Below are 23,432 nucleotides of genomic sequence, written 5' to 3'. Positions count from 1 at the left end.
CATAAAAATCAGGAAAAAAACATGAAATCAAAAATTAAGTTGACGACATTGAAAATTTTTGATTTTAATTGTTTCTTCAAAAGGGGATATTCATTTGACTTGGTGAATGTTGGAGGAGATATTGATGTGTGTGTTGTTACAAAAAGTCGAATTCAATTCTATGATTAATTTTTAGTTGTTTTTAAATATGTCCTGAATAAATATTATTAAATAGGTGTTTTATATGGTTTCAAGATTCATTGTTAGGGATGAAGATATTGGTTCTTACTCAAAAGGAACTTCTCGCTTAAACAAAGGTCAAGCAATGCTTAGGGGACGTAATGCTGCTATAAGGGATGCAAAACGTTTACGTGAGAGGCGTGAAAAGATTAGTTTGAAAAAATAATCATTAAAATAAATATTTCCCATATTTTTATCCTTTTTTTAGAAATTTATTTTCTTTTTTAGTGCGGCAAATTCTCTTTCAAATTTTGTTATATTGACTAGGAGTTTACCTAATATTTGTTTGCCATGTAATTTGAACAATCATTCACATAATGTAAATCCTTATGAAAAGCTGCTCTGCATCTGTGAGGTTTAGATAGTTCAATCTTGTTGGTAAGATTTTAGTTTTGAAAGAAATAATACATAACATTTATTAAACAAATTATTTTAAATCTAAACCAATTATTATTAAACAAATTATTTGAAATAATTTATTTAATATATATTTTGATTATTAAAAATTTAAAATTATATATATTGTCGGCAAAAAAATTATAAAACTAAAAAAATTTCAGTCATACGATTTTTTCGTATGGCTGAACAAAATTTAATAAATTACACAACTATTTATCCAATAATTTGGGGGTCTTCGCATTATCTGTACTAATTACAGATTCGCCCAATTCTTTTTCTAAAATTTCACGGGCTCCTGCAGCAACTTTTCCTCCTCGTTTAGCAATGGGTTTGCTTTCATCAAATCCGCGAGGATTTTCTTTTTTGGATATTTTAGTTGTTGAAACTTCAGCAAGCATATTTAGTACGAGTTCTGTATTTGTCAAATTGTTAAAGATTTGCCTGTGAAAACATTCTCTTGAAACCAGATGGTAATGTGCAAGAATTCAGATAAGTTTTTCCCTACTCAAAAAATTATATAACGCCCCAACACATCCGGAGGCATTTCCAAAACGGCATTTCTCGATTGCAGGCTCACTAATCGCTTCAGCCGATTTGACTGTAACGAATTCCCGAAGGCTTTGGCGTATCTCATCAATCAGCACATCCTCAGCTGAAATCCCGCCGCCGATGCAGAACTTCTCCACGTCCAGTACGGACTGGATATTGACGATTCCGGCCGCAACTGTCCTTGAGTACTCCTTTAAGGCATTTCTGGCACCTGCATCTCCACCGTGATACCTTTCAAAGAACTCATGGCCTGTACTGCCATAAGATCCAATCAGGTTTTTATAACCGCCGATCTTACCGAAGCGCTCCTCATTGTCGGGATTCTTAAGCCGGCCAAGCATGCTTGAAAACTCCCCAGAACATCCAAAAGACCCTCGATAGAGCTTCCCGTCAAGTATTATTCCGCCAGCTATCTCTGTGCCCAGGCCGATGAACACGCCGTTTTTCACATCAGACAGGTTTCCCTTCCAGAATTCCGCAAGCGCCCCACATTTGCCGTCGTTTTCAATCCACACGGGCTTTGAATATTTTTCTTCAAGAATTGTCTTCACGTCCAAATTGCTAATCCATCTGAATGCTCCTGCAGTATGTGCGATTCCCTCATCTGCATTGATTTTGCCTGGAAATGAAAGTGCAATACCGTTGATGTCCCTGATGAGGGGAGCGATTATTTCATCCAATGAATTGAAGAGTTCCCCCTCACCCCTATCTGTTTTCACTGCATTGATTTCGCCAATTTCAGCACTCCTGTCGGTGAGGACATATTTTATTTCTGTTCCTCCAACATCTATCGCCAAATATCTTTCACTGCACATAAGACTAATCATCCCCAATACAGTTAATGTTTTTCTTCTTTAGGATATTAATGATTTATTGATGGTATCCAGATTATGTTTTTGTGAATGTCTCTTGAATGATTACATGACGTGAACTTTAAAATTTAGCCAGGCAATCAAATAGAATTCTGCTTTGATGATTCAACATAGGATTAATTTCTTTACATATGATAAAAATATGATTTTCATAAAATCCAAATTATATTAAATTCCTTTTAAAATTGTCTCCACTTCATAAAATTGCTCTCACTTCATAAAATTGCCCTCACTTCGAAGTATTTTTAAAAATATGCTTTCATTATTGGAAATTTTTGATTTCAAGATATTAAATAAGTTTATATATGTCTTGTTTCATAATATCTAAATAAGAAACTAAAAATGGAGTAAATATTATGGATGCTGAAATGTTATTGGAAATTGAAAATTTAGGACCAATAAATAAGGCAAATTTGGATATTAAAAAAATCAATGTTATTGTTGGTAAAAATAGCACTGGCAAATCTACTTCAAGTAAGTTTTTATTTTGTCTTTTAACTTCTCTTTCCAAGGAAGGAATATATTTGGCCAATATGGATATCAAAAATAGACTTAATAGATTGTATTACTTATTAAGTTTAAACTTTTTTGAAGATGAAACAATAAACAGTAGTGATCTAAATCCAATTGAAGAATTATTAAATAAACCTTCTTCTAATGACTTGTTCGATGATATTTGTCATATGTTATATGATTTATCTAAAAAAATTAATTCTCCTCCATTAAAAGAAATGTATCTCCAACAATTAAAAAGAGTTCAAGAATTAATTAGAATTAATAAAAATAGAGAGTCACAATACGTTAAAATATTCAATTCCCTTTTAGATTCAGAATATGCATTTTCTCTAAAAAAAGATACTCACGTAACTTTCAAGGGAGTCGTTGGGGGACAACCAATTGTTAATGAAATTCTTATTAAAGAACATTCCAGAAGTGGAAAAGTAAATACAGATTTATATAAGCATCTTAATTTTGAAAATATTGTATATGTCGATTCATTATCTATTCTTGAATTCGATAATGAAAAAGCAATTCAGAGTATTGAGGAATCAAATAAATTTATTGATGAGCGATATCCATATCATATTCAGCAACTTAACAGAAAACTCAAAAATACACGTAATAAAGGCATTTATGACGATGATTACTATAACGATTTGGATGTTTTTAAAAGAAAAATCGATGATATGATTGGAGGCAATTTCAAATATGATGAAGAAAATAAAAGGTTCATGCTTGAAAAAGATGGTGAAGATTATTCAATGGAAAACACCTCTTCTGGATTGAAACAATTAGGAGTTATACAATTATTATTAAAAAATCGTGAACTGACTGAAAACAGTTTTTTAATATTGGATGAGCCTGAAGTTCACCTGCATCCTGGATTTCAAGTGCAATTAGCCGAAATTTTAGTTTTATTGGCTAAAGATTTAAATATCACCACTTATATCAATACTCACAGCCCATTCTTAGCTGAGGCTATTGAAGTTTATTCTAAATATTATAAAATGTATAATCAAACTAACTTCTATTTAACAGAAAAAGTTAAAGATAAAAACAAATATGACTACATTTTAATGGATGATGAAGACATTTTTGAAGTTTACAATACTCTTGGATATCCTTTTGAAACTCTTAACTCAATACGATTTGAAACAGAACTGAGAGATGATTTGGGTGGGTAATCATGAGTTTCACTGATGATGATTTTGTAGAAATTTTAAATTATTGCAAAGATTTAAGTAATTTCCATGAAAATGCTGAAGTCTCATATGATAACATAGTTAATGTTTCAGATTCATTAATTGAAGATTCAAGATTCAGGCTGTTTAACTTTGATAATATTTGTAAAAACATCTATACAAAATCAAATGGCCGAAGAAGTAATTTACCTGCATCCGCCGATGGACTATATTTTATTATAGGCAATGAAAATAATGCATTATATTTTTTTGAATTCAAAAATGTACCATTGCACGCTGCTGATTATAAAAAAGAATTAAAATCTATAAAAGAGTCATTAAACAACAATCATTGTTATTATCAGCAAGATTTTTGTCCGATAACTTCTCATACTCTTAATTCATTAGACAATATCAAGTCCCATTATGAAGACGAACGGATCTGTAAATTAAAACTAAAAACAACCGAATCATTATTTTTCATATTGCCGAAACTTTTTCAACATTATAAAAATAACCGCCCGGACTTTAACAAAACACATGAAGAGTTTATAGATTGGTTGTTAAAATTAAATAAGAGATTTATCCTTGTTTTTGCAAATGACAATCCAAATATTCCAAATAATCATTTTTCTTTTGAAAATAAACTAAAGGATAACTATAAACATTTTGAAAAGGTTGCCCATATAGAAACAAGCATTATTAAGAAAAAAGATTTTGAGGAAAAATTTCTTAACAAATTAGAATTTATTCCAGATATTTAACTAAAAAATCCAAAATTTGCATTAAATTTTTCTACTTTGCCACAATCTTACGAAGTTAAGAGTTTTTAAGTAATTTCATGTTGGCATTCTTTGTGTATAGGGATATTTTGTGCCAAATCTGATGAACACGCCCTTTTTCACATCAGACAGGTTTCCCTTCCAGAATTCCGCAAGCGCCCCACATTTGCCGTCGTTTTCAATCCACACGGGCTTTGAATATTTTTCTTCAAGAATTGTCTTCACGTCCAAATTGCTAATCCATCTGAATGCTCCTGCAGTATGTGCGATTCCCTCATCTGCATTGATTTTGCCTGGAAATGAAAGTGCAATACCGTTGATGTCCCTGATGAGGGGAGCGATTATTTCATCCAATGAATTGAAGAGTTCCCCCTCACCCCTATCTGTTTTCACTGAATTGATTTCGCCAATTTCCGCACTCCTGTCGGTGAGGATATATTTTATTTCTGTTCCTCCAACATCTATCGCCAAATATCTTTCACTGAATATAAGACTAATCATCCCCAATATAGTTAATGTTTTTCTTCTTTAGGATATTAATGATTTATTGATGAGGTCAGGATTAGGTTTTTGTGAAATATTTGAGGAAATCTAAAATGGTGTGAATTTTATGATTGAAATCGAATCTGCTTCATTGTTAATTAGTTGGAAATGTATGTTTATCAAACAATGATACCATAAATGCATGAGTTGTTTGCTTTTACACTACTTCCCTAAGACCATGTAGCTGTCAACATCATATGTTGTATATCATTGAATGGATGCAGGTGTCTGAAGAAAACAGAAATTGGATTAACAATGAAATGAATATTGCTAAAAAGTATGATAAAAAAATTTTAGCAATAAAACCTTGGGAAAGTCAAAGGCACCTGCAAGAATATGGGAAGTTGCAGATAAAATTCTGAGTTGGTAAAATTCCCCAGTGGTTAATAGGATTAAAGAGTTATTATTGGTATTATGATTATAATTACTTTATTTATTCCTTTTTAAATGTATTGTATTAAAATAAATTACATTATTTTAATTTAAAGGTTTTTTGAATTTTTTTGAAATTAAATTAGGAAGATTTATATGCTTTGCGAATTATAATTAGGGATATAATTATAATCGATTTTTTAGTTTATTTAATAAAAATTTTGAATTATAATTATTTAATAAAATAAATAATTTAAGGAGGGTTAACTTATGGAAATAAATACAGAACTTATAAATGAGAATGAATTATCAAATATGATTACATTTTATAATAATATTCAAAATAATTTTGAAAATTCTATATTAATTAATCCTCAATTCGAAAATGAAATAGAAAAGATATATAATAGATCTTTGTTAAATTTGAGTAAATTAGCATTAAATCTATTTAATTTAAAATATATTGAGATGTTTGAGGAATTGGCAGATTATCATAAGAATAACTCTGAAATGTTTGATTTTTCAAAATCATTAATTAAAATTATTAATTCCTATTTTGAAGAATTAAATGATAATCTGAATATAAAAAATCAAGAAGATTTTGATGAATTAAAATACATTCTTGAAATTTCTTTAATTCTTATGGAAGGAGTTATTGAAGATAAAGATATAGAATTAGCATATGAAACATTTTTCCAAATTGAACGTAGAATTGAAAAATATAAATTGTATGATGATTCAATTACCGTTGTTAAAGAAGGTGATTTTGAACTTAAATTTACTATAACTGATGAATCTAATTCAAAAAATCTTCAATCTGATGATATTTATCCTTTCGAATTAATAACTGATAATGTGGGTATCTAAAATGAATTATGAAATTATTAAATTATACACTGAAAAACTTGATGTTTCATCATTTAATAATATAATTAAGATACTAGAATAGATTCAATTGCAAAGTTTAATACTTCTCTTGTTCCTTCTACGGATACTACTTCATTATTCATAATGGAATATACGATGAGGGCGATTAACCAACCGATTTCTTTAAATTGGGTAGGAATTGCAATTTTAAAATTAGAGGATTCAGGGCACGATAAATTAAATGATAAAATTTTATTAGATGATGATAAAATTGAGAAATTTATAAATGACTCAATGGAAAAGTTTTCTTTTTTCCTTGGTGCAAAAATACCAAATATAGTTGATCAAATTAAGGAAAATAAAAATGATTAAATCTATTCCATCACATAATTCACATGAGATTTATAAAGATAAAAATATTAATGAATTGGTTGATTTTTCATTAGATAATTTGAATGATGACCTTTTCATGGATATTCTTACCTTGATTACGTATGGTAATCTAAAATTAGTTGATAAACTAATTAATAAATTTAAATCACATGCGAGGTACTCTAAAAAAGAATCCTATGATTATCTTAAAAGTTTATTCCATAGTCTTTATGATGGTGAAATCTCTAAAGAGGAGGTTAGGGGAACTTTTTTGGAATTGTTAGTTTTCAAATATTTAAATTCAAAATTTTCTCATTATGATGGGTATATGAGTGATTTAGATTGCTTTATTGAAATTTGTGGAAATAAAAGTGAAAGAACTGTTGATGTTTTCGCTTTTTGGGGTTTTAAAGGATTTGTATCTGAAAATAAGATTAGTGAAAGATATTTTGAAGATCATGATCTTGATAATTTGAATAAAATTTATAATGATTCTAATAAGTTATTGATAACCTCACATTATAGCTTTGGCACCACAGAAATTCATTGAAAAAAAGTTAGAATTAATTGCTCTGGAGGATTCAACTAATGTGTGGGTTCATTGGGCTAATATAAAAGTAATTTCTATTGATAATATTGAAGAGTTATTTGTTGTTGATAGTTAGTAATTATTTAATCATTGTTTTATAGCTATTTAATGAGTTAATATTATTAATATAGATGTTAAATTGTATTATAATTTTATTTTTTGTATATTGTTTGAAAGAATCATTCGCCCACCAATCACCAACTACATACTTACGAATCTTTTGGTTCAAAAGATACGTTGATAAATTCTTCTAAAAATTGCTTCGTGTTTCCAAAATTGCTTTGAATTTGTAATACCGTGCTGATTTATCGCGAATACTTTTCAAACGCTCTCGGAATAATCTTTTATTAATTGAAGATAGAATATTATATAATTCTCATTAAATTTTAAATAATATGTTTTTGAGATATAATAAATAAGTTGGAGTTTTTAGATGGATTCTTATTTGCATATTTGGAAAAATAAGCCTGTTATTTTGACTGATCATGCTTGTGAGAAAGCATTTGAGATGCAGATGGGTATTTGGGATATTATCCAAATTCTGGAATATTCCGAAGATTGTTTGAAGGATAAACGTGAAAAGAATAAATTTGAAAGATGCAGTACTTGGAAAGGCAATAATGTTAAGATTGTCTTTAAGAAAGAATATTCTGGATGGACAGAGTGTGTATCATGGATTATTATAACAGTTATTGGAGAGAGGTGAAATCATGAGTTCTAGAAATATTCGTAAAGTAAAAAAGAATATTAACGGACGGGAAATACATATGGAAGTCTGTGATGAAGGTGAATTCACTACTGTTAATCCCAAATGTTATGATAAATTAACAAAAGGTAAAAGATACTCTGTTAAAGAAATGATTTTACTTTTATTGGGTGTTGATGCAGAAATTCCTCTTAAAAGATTATTGTTAATGAAAGAGGCGTTCTTATTTGAAAAAGAACTGTCCTATGAATTGGAATTGGATTTTGAATCTCTTCAGTTTATTCCGTATAAATATGGTCCATACAGCAAAATATTGGATGAAACCTTGGATTCAATGGATGATTTGTTAACAATCGAGTACTCAGCAGGCAAATATGAAATAAAATTAAATGAAAAAGGAAAAATCGAAGCAGAAAAACTTATAGAAACCTTACCTGACGATAAAATAAATAAACTCAAATTCACTCGAATTGGTTGGGATCAATGGGGCAACAAAGGTATTCTTAAAAGAGTATACACTGACTATCCTGTTTATACTGTCAATTCAGAGATTAGGGACGATGTTTTAGGAGATGAATGATATGGAATCTATTATTAAGAAGGTCTCTGTTAAACATGGTGAGGAATTAAAAGGCAGAGTTTTAAAGGTGTATTCCAAGAAAGGCTCTTTTGAAACGCCCAATAAGGCACCTACTTCAACTGAATTGAATGGCAAGAAAAACATCGCTTTTGATGGACCTTTTTTAAATCCCGTTTTTGAAATCACACAAAGATATACAATCAATAATGTCAGTGATTTACACAAAAAGAATGGGGTTTTCAGCCGTAAAATATCAGAAATCAATGCGCACAGCGACACTTTAGTAAACCGGTCTCTGGTCAAGTTTTTCCCACAAATCCCAAGGGACATACAATTAAATGATAATGATATTCGATCATTCATTGATTTGCAGTTGGAGTCTAACTTAAATATCATTTCACTTCCAGAACTTGAAAATGATGCGAGTGTGGATGACTTTAAGCAAAATTTTGAGAAATATTGGGATTATGTATATCATATTAATCCGAATGTCGTTTTCATGCCTTATCTTAACTTGAGCCAAGACCCTACACTATTTAAAAATAAATTAAATCTTTTAAATGAATATGAAGGAATGTTGCACGCAATCGGAATTAAATTTGCTTCAATTAGGGAATTTCGCCCTAATCTAATGACTTTGGCATCATTTTCAGATAGGGATTTCTGGGTTCATTGCTCTTCATCCAAAAGGGCAAACTGGAACAGTAATGTTCCGACAAGTCAAGTTCATGTGCTTCAAAGATATGGTGTTGATACGGTATCTGTTGAAATACCAATGGGTGGAGGCCAGATTAAAAATAAACCAACACTTGATACCAGATATTTCAATCAGGAAAAAGTCACCATTCCAAAAATCAGTGAATCAATTCATGATGGGGATTTGATTTGTGACTGTCCAATTTGCAGGGCTCAAAATTTCAAGGAACTGACAGAGGATTTATCAAAATTTGTTTCTCGTCAAAAGTCCATTAATTCAGTTTTGAATGATTTTTCAAAAATTCATGAAGTTTATGCTTCTACTCGCGAATTTGAATTTTCAAGGCAACGAATTAAAGAAGGGGAACTAAATAATTATTTCTATCAAAAGGAAGGCCTTAAACAAGATTTAAATGATAATTATCCAAGTCAATTGTCTTTAGTTTGAATAAGTATTAGGGAATTGTTAGAAATTCTAGCAGTTTTCTCTAATTTTTTTAATTTGAAAGTGTTCGCCAAAAACTGATTTTTTTTATTTCATATTTTGTTTAAATGAATTTGTACACGAATTATATTCATTGGGGTATTAACAACTAGTCAAGTTATCAATCGATTCTGAAGAATGCTTGATTGGAAATATGGTTGTGCACATTCCTCAAAAATATTTTAAAAACATTCGCCCACCAATCACCAACTCAACATTAACGAATCTTTTTGAACAAAAGATACGTTGATAAATTTGCCTAAAAATTGCTTCGTGTTTCTTAAATCGCCATTAAAGTAAATAAAAGTATTTATATGTCTTAAAACATAATTTAATATAATTACTTATGGGTTTAAATTGCGAAAAGCATTATTTTATGGTCGGATTTGAATCCATTGATTAAACTGCAAATGTTGTATCCATATGCAGTTTTATAAGTAAGTAAAGAGATAATATATATTGAATTATTCAGTCATTTGAATAAATCCAAATATTTCTCTTAATCGTTTTAAATGCAAATTAAAGAAAAGAGGATTGATATTTATGGGAAATGATAAAGAACAAGATATTATACCTACCCAATTTATTAAAAAAAATTTTGATATCTCTGAAAAAATTGATGAAAACTTTTTGAATTCAATTAAAGAAGCATTTGGAGGCGAAGTTTCTGTAATTTCTCTAGCTCTTTTGATATCTGATAAAGATGATGAAAATAAAAAAGAGATAATTTCATTTAATTATAGGAATGACAAGGAACAAAAAAATAATGAGGTTCTTGTAGATTTAAACAATGCAAGTTCATTTGACAAAATTAAGAAGATATTTTAAATAAAAAATGATTAAGAGGTAATTTCATGAATTTTAACGAAACAACCATGACTGTACAAACTGATGTTAATGATTTTCATGAAAATGTTGTAAACCCATTTTTAGAAAAGAGTAGATCTGAATATCCTTATTCCATTGTCCAATCAAATTCAAATATTGTTGATATTACATTATTAAAAAGTTTTCCAAATAACAAATATGATTTCATGTACGAAGACGCTATAAAATCTATAGAAAAATTTCTTAAAAAGATTATTCCAAAATATGGTTTAAGTGAAATGAAATTTCATGAAAATGTTCATTTGGGTTTCAATCCTTCTTTCAGGATTAAAGTACCTAATGATGTGTCTTCTAAAGAATTAAATCAATATTGGGATGATATTTCCGGGGAGGTCTATGATTTCGTTGATTCTGAAAAAATAGGGTTTATATTAGATGATTTGTCCATTATATTATGCAGGTGATGATATGGACGATTCATTTGATTTTGATTATTTAATCCCTTTTTGTCAAAATTTGTGGCGAAATAAAGACATTTTAGCCAATCGTAAATATCAATGTCTGTATAAGACTATTGTAAGTAGGATTTATTATTCTGCTTTTCATCATGCAAAGTCTTGGCTAGAGATTAATCATAATTTCAAGACTCGCGAATTTAATTATGAAACCGGCAAAATGCAGAATATTGGTGGATTAAGTGAACATGTTCAGGTTTTCAGAGAACTGAGGAAAATTGCTAAGGACCAAAAATCTCTGAAACGTGAATTTTTCAGTGCTTCTTATAAATTGGAAGACTTATTTAATAATCGTGTTGAAGCAGATTATGATGAAACTTCAATTTTTAAAGAAATTGAAGTTACTGATGCCATCGAAAATGCAATTTTCATAGTAAACTTATTGAAATTTAATTAATGGTATTTAATTAACTTTTAATGGTCCTATGTGTAATCATTATTTATTTTAAGATTTTCATGGATTTAATCCATGATAATGCTTCTTTTTTTAAATATAAATAATTGGCAAATTTTTAACTGCATATAAATCATTTAAAAACGGAATTGTCTAATTTAATGAAAAACATCAAATAAAAAACATTCGTCCACCAATCACCAACTCAACATGATGAATCTTTTTCACTAAAAGATACGTTGATAAATTTGCCTAAAAATTGCTTCGTGTTTCTAAAATTGCTATTTATTTGTAGAATTGATTTCATTTCAAACAAAAATATTGGCTGAGAATCTAATGAAAGTGTGACAAATTGTCACAGGTTGAAAATGCCTGCTAAAGAGGGTAAAATGTGTGAAACAGATGTTGCCACATGTTGCCACAACCAGAGAATTATTGCGTCTTATTCAATCAGTTCTTTCTCCAAAAGCAGAACCATTCAAACAGTAATGACTTGTGTTAAACTATTGATTTTAAATTTAAACTAAAGTATATTAAACATTTTTTTTAAAATTTTGTATATTAATATTTTTTAATTATTTAAAAGTTAAATTATGAGCATTGTCATTAAAAAATGTAAAATAATAAAAATATTTTCAAGCATCCGATTTTTTCGGACGGTTGAAAAAAATTTAATAAATTAACGAATTATTAGTCCAATGATTATGAATTTTTTTTGAATTATTAAAGATATAAAAAACTGCACAATTAATTTATTAACATAATATTTTGTTCTAAAAGATTTGATTTAACATGTTCTTCTTATTTAAATTTAAAATTATGTGTCTTTTTATCTTAATTGCATATCAAAAGATTAAATCCATATATATTAAATAGTGTGGGCGTTAAATGTTTAATTAACCAATTAGGAGGTTAAAAAATGAACATGAAAAGAGTATTATTGATTTTTCTGATTGCCGTGGCAATCGTCGCTTCCATTAGCGCTGTTAGTGCAGGGCTCTTTGATGGTCTGTTTGGCCAGGCACAGGACAACGTAGTTGAATTGGACAATATAACATTCAATACAACAAACGTGACAAAATTCAAATTGTATAACAGTTCAAGTGAAGAAGGATTGGATGCCAAGTGGTATGTCGATGAAAATGAGTCAGGATATGATGTGCAGATATATAATTTCAGCGCTTTAGATGATTCTGACTATGGGGAATGGGTGAATGAATATTTGGACTATTTCGGAAATCTCTCCTCACAGAATATTGATGGTGTGGTCGTATACGATATAACCGCCGATGTGGGTGAACATATCGGAGATGCCAGATATGTCGCTTCTTTTGAAGACAAGGATTCAAAAACAATAATAGACATAAGCACCCCATATCCGGATGAAACCGCAAAGATCATTTCAACATTGAAATTAAAATGATTTGAATATGGGGGTGTTTCACCTCCTTTTACTATTTTTTCTATGCATTATTTTTGGTTTTGAATATTTCTACTGAAAACATACGTTGGAGAGGCTCATTTAACCATTTTGGATAAATTCTGTATGGAACTTTCCAATGTTTGAAAAATAATAATACAAAGTACATTAAAAGTAGGTACTATGAGTTAAAGAAGATATGTTTAACTCCAAATACTAGAAATGGCAAAAACATGCGGGTTAATTCTCAAATAGTACAAGACTATGCATGTGAAGGTCTTTAAAAATAAGTATTTAAAATTAGTTAGATTAATGCCTATATTGTGAGTTTTACCTCACAATACATTCCCCTTAGACATTAAAACCTATTAAATTACCGGTTTGAGGTTTTCTCACTTGGAGATAACTCTCTTGTGTTAATGTATTTGGAATGTCATATATAAATGTAATTATTTTTAAGAAGTGTAATTGATTAGTGTTCTTCTCAGGCAAAAAGGCCTCGGCGAAAATCATTTTGGGGGAATGAATTTTCTAAAAGTCCATCATCGAAATAGATTTTAATCAATTACATTATAATGAGGTGAATTTAAAGAGATATTATGCTCTCATTTTTCTAGCAATCATTAATATCATTAATATGTTTTGATAATATGTCGCCAGCAAGAGCACAATTATCTCCATTGTTCTCACCTCTTTTTTGGTAATCTAAAGGGATGGAGACATCATTCAATTCAAAAGAAATGGTGATGCATAATGAATAAGTATCGATTAAATTAAGGTCCATACTTACCACCTCCTTTTTTAAATTAGAGGCCTATTTCAGATTATATATTGTATTAAATCTTATTTGAAGATTGTTGAAGCCATTTCGTAAAATTGCTCTGAGAAAAACATGATATTTAAACTTTATGGTAAGTATTTACTAAAAAACAAAATACATTTATCTAATTTTAAAAAATAAACATTTAAAGCTATTCTCCACATCAAAATCTTGAATCAGATTTTCTATGAACCTCTCCAATTTTTAAAAAATTTTCCCAAAATCCAAATCAAACATTGGACAGAACTGCCCAAAATTTAAAAAAGATTTGCAAATATAAATTAGTTTAACTGTATTATTTGACAATGCATATTGGATTTAACTCATGTTTTTTCCGATTTTTTCAAAAAATGTGGAGGAAAGTAAATGTTTTATCTTAAATTTTAAATATTGTTTATTTGAAAATAGTATTATATTAATTTAAGTTATAATTTTGAGTTGTTCAATTATGAGATTTAAGGGAGGTATGCTGATAACGTTATTGTTATTGGCTATTTTAACAATAGGTACTGTCAGTGCATCGGAGGATGTTTGTGACGATAATCTGGCAGTTAGTGATGATTTAAATTTTAAGTCATCTGTTGATGATTCTAATGAAAGGTTAGAAACTGGTGTTGATTCAATATTGATGGATAAGGAGGTTTATGACTTTAAAGACTTGAATGATTTGATTAATGCCAGTTCTGAAAATAGCGAAGTAAAATTAGTAAAGAATTATGTTTATAATGCTTCTGCAGATGAGGATTATAAAAACGGGATAAATATCGCCAAAACATTGACAATTGATGGTCAGGGCCATTACATTGATGGTAATTTTCAGGCAAGGATATTCAATGTTGCGGGAAACGATGTCACTTTAAAGAACATTAAATTGAATAATGCAGGTTCCAAAGCATTTGTTGTTAGCGGTTCTAACTGCCGCATTAGTGGTTGTGAATTTGTAAACTGTTCTTGTGATGACGGTACGGTAAATGGTGGGGTTATTTCAATTGGTTCCGGAAGCATTGTAAATTGCAGCTTCACAGATTGTGTTCCGAATGTTAAAAAAACGGTTTATGGTGGAGCTTTACGAGTATCAGGCACTGATGTGGTAAATTGTGTTTTCACTAATTGTTCATATGGTTGCGATCTGGTTTATGGGGGCGCCATCTATCTGAACTCCGGCAGGATTATAAATTGCAGTTTCTCCCATTGTGCGGAGGCATGCGGTTCACTTTATGGAAGTGCAATTGAAGGTGCGGGCAGCATTATAAACTGTACCTTTTCAAACAACTCTCTTTCATATGCTGGAGATGTACACCTCACCGGTGTATCAAATGTCACAGGTTCTTATTTCATTGACACTCCATATGGAATTCGCTGCAATTATGGTTGTGTAGGCAATATTTCCAATTGCACATTTGAGAGATGTTCAAATAGTGCCATCAGTTTCTGGTGTAACGGCGGAAACGTTACAGACTGTATTTTCACAGACTGCCATTCCCAGTCTGCAATTTACATTCATGATTCCTATGTCGACGTTAAGGGGTGCAGATTTGACAACTGTTCATCTAACGGTGAAGGGGGTGCAATCAACATTGTTGAACGTTTCGACAATATAATCGATTGTACTTTTGTGAACTGCTCTTCTAAAAACGGCGGAGCCATCTATGCTCATGACTGCAATGACACTGTAACTAACTGTACTTTCATAAACTGTTCTGCTGATAATGGGGGTGCAATTTATTGGAACAGTGCAAACGGAAAAATTGATGGGTCACACTTTGTCAAATCACGTGCGACTGCTGCTAGTTCAATCTATGTTTCTGCGGACAATGTAACAGTCTCTAACTCTAGGTTTGAAAGTGATGTCACATATGATATTGTATATGGAGGAATTCTCATCAACTGCACACTAAACGGCAACGGTCCGGTCAGAGATCCCGCAAACGACAATACCTTTTACGGCCTTCGTGATTTAATCCTTGATATGAATCCTGAAGACACTTTAAAATTGGATAAGGATTATTTGAAAAGTGAAGTTTTCGTTAAGGATGGAATTACTATCTCCAAGGCATTTACAATTGATGGTCAGGGCCATAAAATTGATGCTGATGCTCAAGGAAGGATATTCAACATCAATGCGAATAATGTGACTATAAAGAATATCGAATTTCTTAATGCAAATTACAAGGCAATTGTAGTTTCCGGTACAAATTGCAGCATATCCAACTGCAGTTTCAATAATTGTACTTTCATCGGAGATACAGTTTACGGTGGAGTCGTTACAATGAATTCAGGTAATATTACCAATTGCTTTTTTGCTAACTGTTCACAAGGTCTGGATTCGGTATATGGTGGCGCAATATATGCGGGTTCATCTAACATTGTCAATTGTACTTTTTTCCATTGCGGTGATTCCTGTGGTACAATTTATGGAGCCGCAATACATGCTTCGGGAAATGTTATAAACTGTACTTTTTCCCATTGCGGTGATTCTTCCAGTTACATTTGCGGTGGTGCCATAGAGGGTTCTGGAAATGTTATAAACTGTACTTTTTTAGACTTCGCATGCACTGAAGCGTTCGGAGGCGCCATTCACTTTGAAGGCTCATCCACACTTGCAGGTTCCACTTTCATCAACTGCTATAAGGCCGTTGTATGTCAATATGGCTGCATTGGAAATATCTATGACTGTGACTTTGTCAACTGTTCCAATTTTGCAATGATGTTCACCGCCCGTGAAAGTAATGTTACAAATTGCCGTTTTAAAAACATTTCCTCTGAATATGGTGCCATCTACATTCACGTTTCCACACATGTCAACATTACCGGATGTGAATTTACAGACTGTAATGCGGAAATAGGAGGGGCGATTTACATTGAACTTTCCAGCCACAACAATAGAGTTGAGAACTGCAAATTCATTAACTGCTCTTCAGATGGAGGCGCTGCGATTTGCATTGATTGTTCCAACAATACTGTAAAAAGTTGTGAATTCGTCAATTGCTCCGCACGTTCCAGTGATTATGGCACTTATGGTGGAGGTGCAATTTATGTTGGCGATGTTGCCAATAATGCTGTAATCAACAGTACTTTCATAAACTGTCTGGCGGATAATGGAGGTTCAGTATTTTGGAATGGTGAAAATGGAACCTTATCCGACTCCAATTTTGAAAATTCCACCGCTAAGGACAATGGAGGATCAGTTTACTGGAACGCTAAAAACGGAAAAATCATCAATTCAAATTTCATGGGTTCCAAAGCAAAGAACGGTGGAGCCGTTTATGTTGCCGGAAACAATGAAGTGACAATAGACAATTCCATTTTCGAAAAAAATCAGGCTAGCAGAGTTGGAGGGGCAGTTTATGGAGGAAACGTTTTAAAGTGTGAATTTAATCAGAATTCCCTTCCGGATGTGATCTTATCAGGCAATGATTCAGCCGATATAGGGCCGACTGTAATCATCTCTCAAAATGTAAGTGTTGGAAGTAATGCAAACATCTACATTGACTTTGCATCAGACATTACCGACTCTCTAATTGTCAAAATAGACAAAAAGACATTTGGTGTGGCTGACATTGAAGAGGGAATCGTGGACTACACATTCTCAACCGCAAAACTCAGTGAAGGAAAGCACATTGTCACATTTGACTATGAAGGGGACCAATTCGACAAAAGCATCATATCTGGAAGCTATGAAATGTATCTCACTCCGGAAGAGATTCCGGTACCTGAAGAAATTGTATCAGACGACGATGGGGTCGTTGCCCTGGAGTTCCCGATAAACGCAACAGGAACACTGACAGTGTATGTTGACGGCGAAATCGTGGAAGTCATTGATGTAGGGATGGAACTGATGGAGTTTCTGGCTCAAACCAACAAGACTGTTGAAGAGATAGTTGTTGGAATCTTAAAGATAGACTTGTCTGAGTATAAGGGAAACTACCTGATAACTTTCGCATATTCAGGGGATGAAAACTATCAGGCATTCGAAAAGGATGCTGTTGCAACAGTCTATGTGAATCATGCAAAAATCAGTGCCAGCAACGCTAAGGTGCTATACAGTGCAGGTCAGACATATACGATAAAAGTCTACTCTGATGAAGATGTATTGGCAAGATCAGGCAAAGTCGTGGTGAAGGCAAACAACAAAGCATTCAAGACACTGACAATCAAAAATGGAATTGCAAGCTTCAAGGTAACACAGGTGCCTGGAACATATAAGCTGACAATAACTTCCTTTGAAAAAACTGTTTCCAAAACATTGACAGTTAAACACATCGTAACACTGAAAACAGTTACTGTCAAAAGGTCTGCCAAAAAACTAGTACTGCAAGCAACCCTTGCCAAAGTCAACAAGAAATACCTCAAAAACAAGAAGGTAACCTTCAAGTTCAACGGCAAGAAATACACTGCAAAAACCAACAAAAAAGGTGTTGCAAAAGTCACAATCAAATCATCTGTCCTGAAAAAGCTCAAGGTCGGCAAAAAAGTGACATATCAGGCAACATACCTGAAAGACACTGTCAAAAAGACTTCGAAAATCAAAAAGTAATTGCTTCGGCATTTACTTCTTTTTTTCTTTTTTAGATTCTTAATCTATATGTCCCAATCACTTCAAACATTATTTAGTTTATATTTCGTTTAAATGAATTTGTCCATAAATTATATTCATTGATGTATTAACAAGTAGTCAAATTATCAATCGATTTTGTAGAATGCTTGCTTTGAAATGTGGCTGCGCTCAATTCTTAAAAAATATTTTAAAAACATTCGACATCACAATTCCCATCGAATATTTCGTACCCAAAGATACGCCAAATTCAGTTCCCTTAAATGAGCATCCTTTTTTAATTGTGAGTAAAAAAATAGAATAAAGATAGAAAAATTCTATCTTTTAATAACAATTGTTGATTTTGCATTCATGGTGAATTTTGAATCACCTGAAGTGATTATGACATTATGTTTTCCGACTTTCAGGGATTTTGTGTTGTACTGTGCAATTCCTTTTGAATTTGTTTTGATTTTATATGTTTTTTTGTCGATTTGTATTTTAACATAAGTATTTTTTAAAACTTTTTTATCAGATGTCTTAACGGTCACTTTAAAGTATTTTGATTTTTTAACTTTATTTGTGACTTTAGGAGCACTTACAATTGTTTTTGCCTTTTTTAGTGTAATGCTGGTTGTTAATTTCTTTTCAAGGGCATTTGGATCTAAGACTTTCACTGTAATCTTGTTTGTACCGATTGAAAATTTTGATAGGCTGAATTTTGCATTTCCATTCTTGTCGGTGAATGCTTTGAATGTTTTGCTTCCGGATTGCAGGGTGACTTCAATACCTGGCACGACTTTTTTGGTTTTGGAATTGATTATCTTAACGGAATAATCTCCGTTCGGATTGTATGTTGTTGTTAGCTTTTTAGCATCAATCTGTATTGGTGCCTTTTTGATTTTCACAATGATTGTTTCATGTGACTCGTGTTCAGGAAGGTTTATGATAAATGGGTCATATGTGCCTGCATTAAGATTATTCAGTTTTATTGTTACGGTACCGTCATTTGAAGTATTGAAATCATTTAAAAGTGTTTTGTCCTGTTTATATCGGGTGTTGTATGTATATAAGTGATTATTCCATGATATTGCAATTGTCTCGTTTGCTAATGGAGTATTTATTCGGTTATCAGTTACGGTGACTTTCAGGCTTATGTCTCCATAGTAGTTGCCTATTTGGCTTAGCACCATTTTCTCACATCCTTCAACGTCCCTGTTGTTTGATGCAGTGTTGTTGATGAATCTGCAGTTCTCGATTTTCCAGTTGGGATTGTGCAAAGCAATGCAGCTTGTTCTTTCAGCATTATTTTCCAGAAACATATTGTTTGTAAATATTGAAGAGCCATGGGCCTGGATTGCGGCGTATTCGCCATTATTTCTAATGAATTGTGAACCATCAACTATTAATGATGTTCCGTAATGGTATATTGCACACCCTTCTGTTCCATGGTTGCCAATGAATGTTGAATTATAAACTGAAAAGTTCCATGCGTTTGATTCTATTGTTCGCATATTGTTATTGATGAAATGGGAGTTGATGACGCTACTTTGATTGAATTGGTCTATACTTAGGACGTCACCGTATTGGAGCGCGGTGTTGTTTATGAAGCTGCAGTTTATTATGCAGGTTGTATTGGCGCTTTCAGGGTATCTTATAATTGAGAATCCTCCCTGGGAATTTGATACGGAACAGTTGATAATGTTTGCACCTCCCAAAGTATTGGTTGAGGACATGTTGTTTATGCTACAGTTGATTACATTTAAATTACTTATGTCGCTGCTCATTGCCCTTCCGTTGATATTGGTAAATATGCTATTGCTTATGTGTCCATTATGGGAATAACGGTATGTATTGAAATATATTGCGCCTGCAGCATAATAATCCAATGTGATATTGTTGAAGACACATCCGTCAACATATGGATTGTCCCCGTATAAAAATATTCCGTCGTTTGAGAGATTTTCAAATGTGGAATTGCACACTCGAATGTTATAAGCGCTCCAAAGAATTCCTCCTTTCATGTTTGCGAACTTGCAGTTGCTAATTGACAGTTTATTTGCAGGTGAAGGAGGCAAAGCTGTTGAATATTTGGTGCGGATAGGCATGTTGAGTGCATTTTCTGTAAGGTTTTCAAATATTGAGTTTGAAACTGATATGCCATGTCCCACAGGGGGTTCTATAGAATATCCGTTTATGAAGATTGCGCCGCGGGAATTCCTGAAACTGCAGTCTGTGATGTTGAGGTCGTTTGATTTGATGAAAATCACATAATTATTATAGTCACTAAATGTTGAATTGATTATGTGCACATTATTTCCAATTGTCTCTAAGCTTGAATTGACAAACCGACAACTTTTCATGGTTCCCTCATGCTTATATGATGCATTCACATTAGTGAATTTGCTTGATGAAACGATTCCTCCCAAAAAGGTTATGCTTTGGAAAAATGAGCAATTGCTTATTGTACTTTCCTTTGCTGTATTCAGTATCGAATTTATGAATTTGCAATTTTCTAGTTTCATGCTTCCGAATTGTGCATATATGCTGCCGTATGAACTACTTCCGGTAATGTTAATAAATTCAGTGGTTTTAACTTCAACATCCTTTGCATCGATTAATGACCATCTATATGTATTGTCGGCAAAATATGACTGGCTGATTGTCAAATGCCCGTCACTGTTGATGATTGCATGTTTTCCGTGGTTTGATTCAAAAGAACAGTTGATTATGTTCATCTGAGTATTTAAGTTCACATTTATGCAACTGTCATGGGATGCATTTCCGTTGATGAATTTGATGTTTTTAAAAGTGATGTTTCCCTGTCTGCACCATATCTTGCCATCCAAGTTTTCAAAGTCCAGCACTGCTCCATTTTCCATTCCTGTCAGGGTTAAGGAATGTTCTATGGTGATGCTGCTTCCGTTTGAGAGATATGTTCCGTCAAGTTCAATCACATCCTCTTCAGCGGACTGCCAGATTGCATAGTCAATGGCTTCGAAGGTTTTGTTTTCAATGGCAATCGTATCTGAAATGGTGTCGACATCATCTGGAATTTCATAATAAGAGCTATTGCCGTCAGATGCGGATACGACTCCCATATTGACAATAACGATTGCTAATATAATTAATAATCCTATTAGTCTTCTGTCTTTCATACAGTTAGTTTGTTGAGATAGATATTAATTTTTTTCTAATGGCTTTTTTGAAGAATCTGAGTATAACAGTTCATTAAAGTATTCATAATTCTGCATCAAATGCCATTTTCTATCGTATTTTTGTCTTAATTGTGTAATTTTAATGAGGATTATACGTTGGCACTTAATATGTTCGTAACTTGACGAATAACATGAATTTTACTTGACGATTGTTTTTTAAAAATCAATTATACTTCTCAAATCACAGAAACAAACGTTCTGAGGATTGGGACAAAAAACGAATTTACTTGACGATTATGGTTGGTGATTAGTAAAAAATCACAAAAAACATTCACCACCTCAAACCAAAATCCTCTGCAGGAATCTTTTTCTCTGAAAGATGAAGTGTGGAATCATCACATTTAAATATTACTCAAATCAAACATTTAATTAGAAAAGCTTTAAAAGTTTTCTGAAAATCTATTTCCTCAATTGAAAAACTTTGATTATACTTTTCATAGTTTGCACTTATTCGTGGAAGCAGGAATTTGAATTAAACGGATTATTGTTTGGTTTAGGCCAGTTTTAAGCTGGACAATATTAATTCAGGTTTCTGTAACAGGCTAATGGCTTGTTATTCTATAAAAGAACTCCTAGGGGAAAATGCTTGGTTTAGTATTGGCCATGCATTTTCCCTGTTGGTCAGTTCAATTTCTTGTTTTTCAGTATCATCAATTTAAATGAAATTTTGCGAATCATGTTTTGAGTTAAAATTATTTTTTTGTGTAGCTCTGATTTTACTATTAATCAAGGTTTTAAGAGTTGTAATCTGAAGATAACTGCTGTGAAATTTAACTTTTTGAACCTCTCCGGCTTAAAGAAGCCGGAGAATTCTTGCACAAAAATGTTAAAATATGATTTGGATATTGATGATCAAAGAATATTGTCAAAAGTAGGTGAGGATGTCACTAGAAAGGGGTATTTTTCAAATTCAATGCCAAAACCTGCAAGGCAAAAACACCACATATTGTGTTGCAAAAATAACGATTAAGTCAAACTTACTTAAAAAGATTAAAACAGGCAAAAAGATAATGTTTCAAGGAATATGTCTGAAATGAAATCTCAAAAAGACTTTTAAGGTTAAAAGGTAGGTGTAAGATTAGGATTGGTCATTTTAAGTATTATTATGAATTTTTGAAATGTTGATAAGAACCATTATGTTTAAATAGTTGTTAAATCATATATATTATGGGTGAACTGATTTATTGTGTTCGCCTAAATCCCATGTTGAAGTCCAAAATATTTTTTAAATACACGGGATTTTAGAACTGGTTGCTGCAGGAATTCAAATTGTAAGAAAATATTGTTTGGTTTACACCTTTATGAATTGAACAATATTGATTTGAATTCCTGCTAAATTAAAAAACATAAATAACATCAATGGAGAGATTTCGCTTAATATTAACTTTTCATTGAAGTTGAATTTCTATTTTTTTGAATATTTCGATTCGAACAATTTCTTTTGGCCGGGGTGGTGTTTTTAAAAACAGCATTGGGAGGTATGTTTTCTTAAAAAAAATAATCTGTTAGGCAAAATTAATCGCCTAACATTAATTGATCCTATTTGCCTATTACTGCTTCAATCAAGCTTTCTTCAGGTGAATCAACCTGTACAAACTGATTGTTGTCTGAATATATGAATAAGTAACGTCCGTCTTTTTCCTGATAAAGACCGTCAACACCAGCAATGTTTTTCATTTCAGAACCGTTGCTTGGAGTTAAGGTAATTTCCTGTTCAGGGAAGAAGGTATCGACAGTGATGTTTTTGTCACCGTTGACCATTACGAGACGATTATATATGCAGTCAACACCGAAAAGTTGGGTTGTTTCATTTTCTACTTTTAGTGAATCGTCCAGTGAATATCCGTCAGGCAAATTTACTTCGCTGATTGCTGATGCCACTCCGATTGAAGCGATAACTGCAGCCAGTATCAAACAGATTAAAAATATCTTTTTATGGGACTGTCCACTAATTAGTATTTTGTTTTAATATCGATGTACATGGGAAATGC

At 31.9% G+C, this 23,432-nt stretch carries 21 protein-coding genes; 15 read left to right on the top strand and 6 right to left on the bottom strand.

Features of this window, described 5'->3' with window-relative positions; all coding sequences use genetic code 11:
- Positions 1-214: 214 nt before the first annotated feature.
- Positions 215-385 carry a hypothetical protein gene (locus Q0W26_RS06390; RefSeq protein ID WP_298523453.1) on the top strand — a complete coding sequence of 57 codons (171 nt, stop codon included), beginning with the start codon at positions 215-217 and terminating at the stop codon, positions 383-385.
- A 442-nt stretch (positions 386-827) separates the two neighbouring features.
- Here the strand turns inward: Q0W26_RS06390 and Q0W26_RS06385 are convergent, their stop codons facing one another.
- Together Q0W26_RS06385 and Q0W26_RS06380 are read right to left on the bottom strand one after the other, a co-directional pair.
- Positions 828-1,016 (bottom strand): hypothetical protein, encoded by a 189-nt coding sequence (locus Q0W26_RS06385; protein WP_298523452.1) that lies wholly within the window; start codon positions 1,014-1,016, stop codon positions 828-830.
- A gap of 87 nt (positions 1,017-1,103) precedes the next feature.
- A complete protein-coding gene (locus tag Q0W26_RS06380; protein ID WP_298523451.1) occupies positions 1,104-1,994 on the bottom strand; it encodes an ROK family protein in 891 nt (296 codons plus the stop codon).
- Between the two features lie 401 nt (positions 1,995-2,395).
- On the opposite strand from Q0W26_RS06380, the gene Q0W26_RS06375 reads away from it, so the two are divergent.
- Together Q0W26_RS06375 and Q0W26_RS06370 are read left to right on the top strand one after the other, a co-directional pair.
- Positions 2,396-3,724 (top strand): AAA family ATPase, encoded by a 1,329-nt coding sequence (locus Q0W26_RS06375; protein ID WP_298523450.1) that lies wholly within the window; start codon positions 2,396-2,398, stop codon positions 3,722-3,724.
- Positions 3,725-3,726: 2 nt separating this feature from the next.
- Positions 3,727-4,485, top strand: a complete 759-nt coding sequence (locus tag Q0W26_RS06370; protein ID WP_298523449.1) for a hypothetical protein — start codon at positions 3,727-3,729, stop codon at positions 4,483-4,485.
- A 75-nt stretch (positions 4,486-4,560) separates the two neighbouring features.
- Here Q0W26_RS06370 and Q0W26_RS06365 read toward each other — a convergent pair whose 3' ends face one another.
- Positions 4,561-5,004, bottom strand: a complete 444-nt coding sequence (locus Q0W26_RS06365; protein WP_298523448.1) for an ROK family protein — start codon at positions 5,002-5,004, stop codon at positions 4,561-4,563.
- A gap of 684 nt (positions 5,005-5,688) precedes the next feature.
- On the opposite strand from Q0W26_RS06365, the gene Q0W26_RS06360 reads away from it, so the two are divergent.
- The 10 genes from Q0W26_RS06360 (at position 5,689) to Q0W26_RS06315 (ending at position 12,872) form a co-directional block, all read left to right on the top strand.
- Complete coding sequence (locus Q0W26_RS06360; protein ID WP_298523447.1) at positions 5,689-6,285, top strand: hypothetical protein; 597 nt, start codon at positions 5,689-5,691, stop codon at positions 6,283-6,285.
- 156 nt (positions 6,286-6,441) lie between these two features.
- Complete coding sequence (locus tag Q0W26_RS06355) at positions 6,442-6,657, top strand: hypothetical protein (RefSeq protein ID WP_298523446.1); 216 nt, start codon at positions 6,442-6,444, stop codon at positions 6,655-6,657.
- Complete coding sequence (locus Q0W26_RS06350) at positions 6,650-7,207, top strand: hypothetical protein (RefSeq protein ID WP_298523445.1); 558 nt, start codon at positions 6,650-6,652, stop codon at positions 7,205-7,207. The genes Q0W26_RS06355 and Q0W26_RS06350 overlap by 8 nt, the downstream gene beginning before the upstream one ends.
- Before the next feature lie 472 nt (positions 7,208-7,679).
- Complete coding sequence (locus Q0W26_RS06345; RefSeq protein WP_298523444.1) at positions 7,680-7,952, top strand: hypothetical protein; 273 nt, start codon at positions 7,680-7,682, stop codon at positions 7,950-7,952.
- Positions 7,953-7,956: 4 nt separating this feature from the next.
- Positions 7,957-8,532 (top strand): hypothetical protein, encoded by a 576-nt coding sequence (locus Q0W26_RS06340; protein ID WP_298523443.1) that lies wholly within the window; start codon positions 7,957-7,959, stop codon positions 8,530-8,532.
- A gap of 1 nt (position 8,533) precedes the next feature.
- Positions 8,534-9,676 carry a hypothetical protein gene (locus Q0W26_RS06335; RefSeq protein WP_298523442.1) on the top strand — a complete coding sequence of 381 codons (1,143 nt, stop codon included), beginning with the start codon at positions 8,534-8,536 and terminating at the stop codon, positions 9,674-9,676.
- 579 nt (positions 9,677-10,255) lie between these two features.
- Positions 10,256-10,540: a hypothetical protein gene (locus tag Q0W26_RS06330; RefSeq protein ID WP_298523441.1), complete on the top strand. Its 285-nt coding sequence runs from the start codon at positions 10,256-10,258 to the stop codon at positions 10,538-10,540.
- A gap of 26 nt (positions 10,541-10,566) precedes the next feature.
- A complete protein-coding gene (locus Q0W26_RS06325; RefSeq protein WP_298523440.1) occupies positions 10,567-11,004 on the top strand; it encodes a hypothetical protein in 438 nt (145 codons plus the stop codon).
- 4 nt (positions 11,005-11,008) lie between these two features.
- Entirely contained in the window at positions 11,009-11,452 is a 444-nt protein-coding gene (locus tag Q0W26_RS06320; RefSeq protein ID WP_298523439.1) for a hypothetical protein, read from the top strand.
- Positions 11,453-12,368: 916 nt separating this feature from the next.
- Complete coding sequence (locus tag Q0W26_RS06315) at positions 12,369-12,872, top strand: hypothetical protein (protein WP_298523438.1); 504 nt, start codon at positions 12,369-12,371, stop codon at positions 12,870-12,872.
- A gap of 610 nt (positions 12,873-13,482) precedes the next feature.
- Here Q0W26_RS06315 and Q0W26_RS06310 read toward each other — a convergent pair.
- On the bottom strand, positions 13,483-13,653 hold the full coding sequence (locus Q0W26_RS06310; RefSeq protein WP_298523437.1) for a hypothetical protein: 171 nt from the start codon (positions 13,651-13,653) through the stop codon (positions 13,483-13,485).
- A gap of 484 nt (positions 13,654-14,137) precedes the next feature.
- Between Q0W26_RS06310 and Q0W26_RS06305 the strand changes: the two genes are divergently transcribed.
- On the top strand, positions 14,138-18,226 hold the full coding sequence (locus Q0W26_RS06305) for a right-handed parallel beta-helix repeat-containing protein (RefSeq protein ID WP_298523436.1): 4,089 nt from the start codon (positions 14,138-14,140) through the stop codon (positions 18,224-18,226).
- A gap of 335 nt (positions 18,227-18,561) precedes the next feature.
- Here Q0W26_RS06305 and Q0W26_RS06300 read toward each other — a convergent pair whose 3' ends face one another.
- A complete protein-coding gene (locus tag Q0W26_RS06300) occupies positions 18,562-21,381 on the bottom strand; it encodes a hypothetical protein (protein ID WP_298523435.1) in 2,820 nt (939 codons plus the stop codon).
- Between the two features lie 883 nt (positions 21,382-22,264).
- Here Q0W26_RS06300 and Q0W26_RS06295 point away from each other — a divergent pair.
- A complete protein-coding gene (locus Q0W26_RS06295) occupies positions 22,265-22,411 on the top strand; it encodes a hypothetical protein (protein ID WP_298523434.1) in 147 nt (48 codons plus the stop codon).
- A gap of 569 nt (positions 22,412-22,980) precedes the next feature.
- Here Q0W26_RS06295 and Q0W26_RS06290 read toward each other — a convergent pair.
- Positions 22,981-23,355 (bottom strand): hypothetical protein, encoded by a 375-nt coding sequence (locus Q0W26_RS06290; RefSeq protein ID WP_298523433.1) that lies wholly within the window; start codon positions 23,353-23,355, stop codon positions 22,981-22,983.
- Positions 23,356-23,432: the final 77 nt, after the last annotated feature.

Origin of the sequence: uncultured Methanobrevibacter sp. (genome assembly GCF_947169325.1) — an archaeon.
Classification (GTDB): Archaea; Methanobacteriota; Methanobacteria; order Methanobacteriales; family Methanobacteriaceae; genus Methanocatella.
This window is presented reverse-complemented; position numbering and strand designations above follow the sequence as displayed.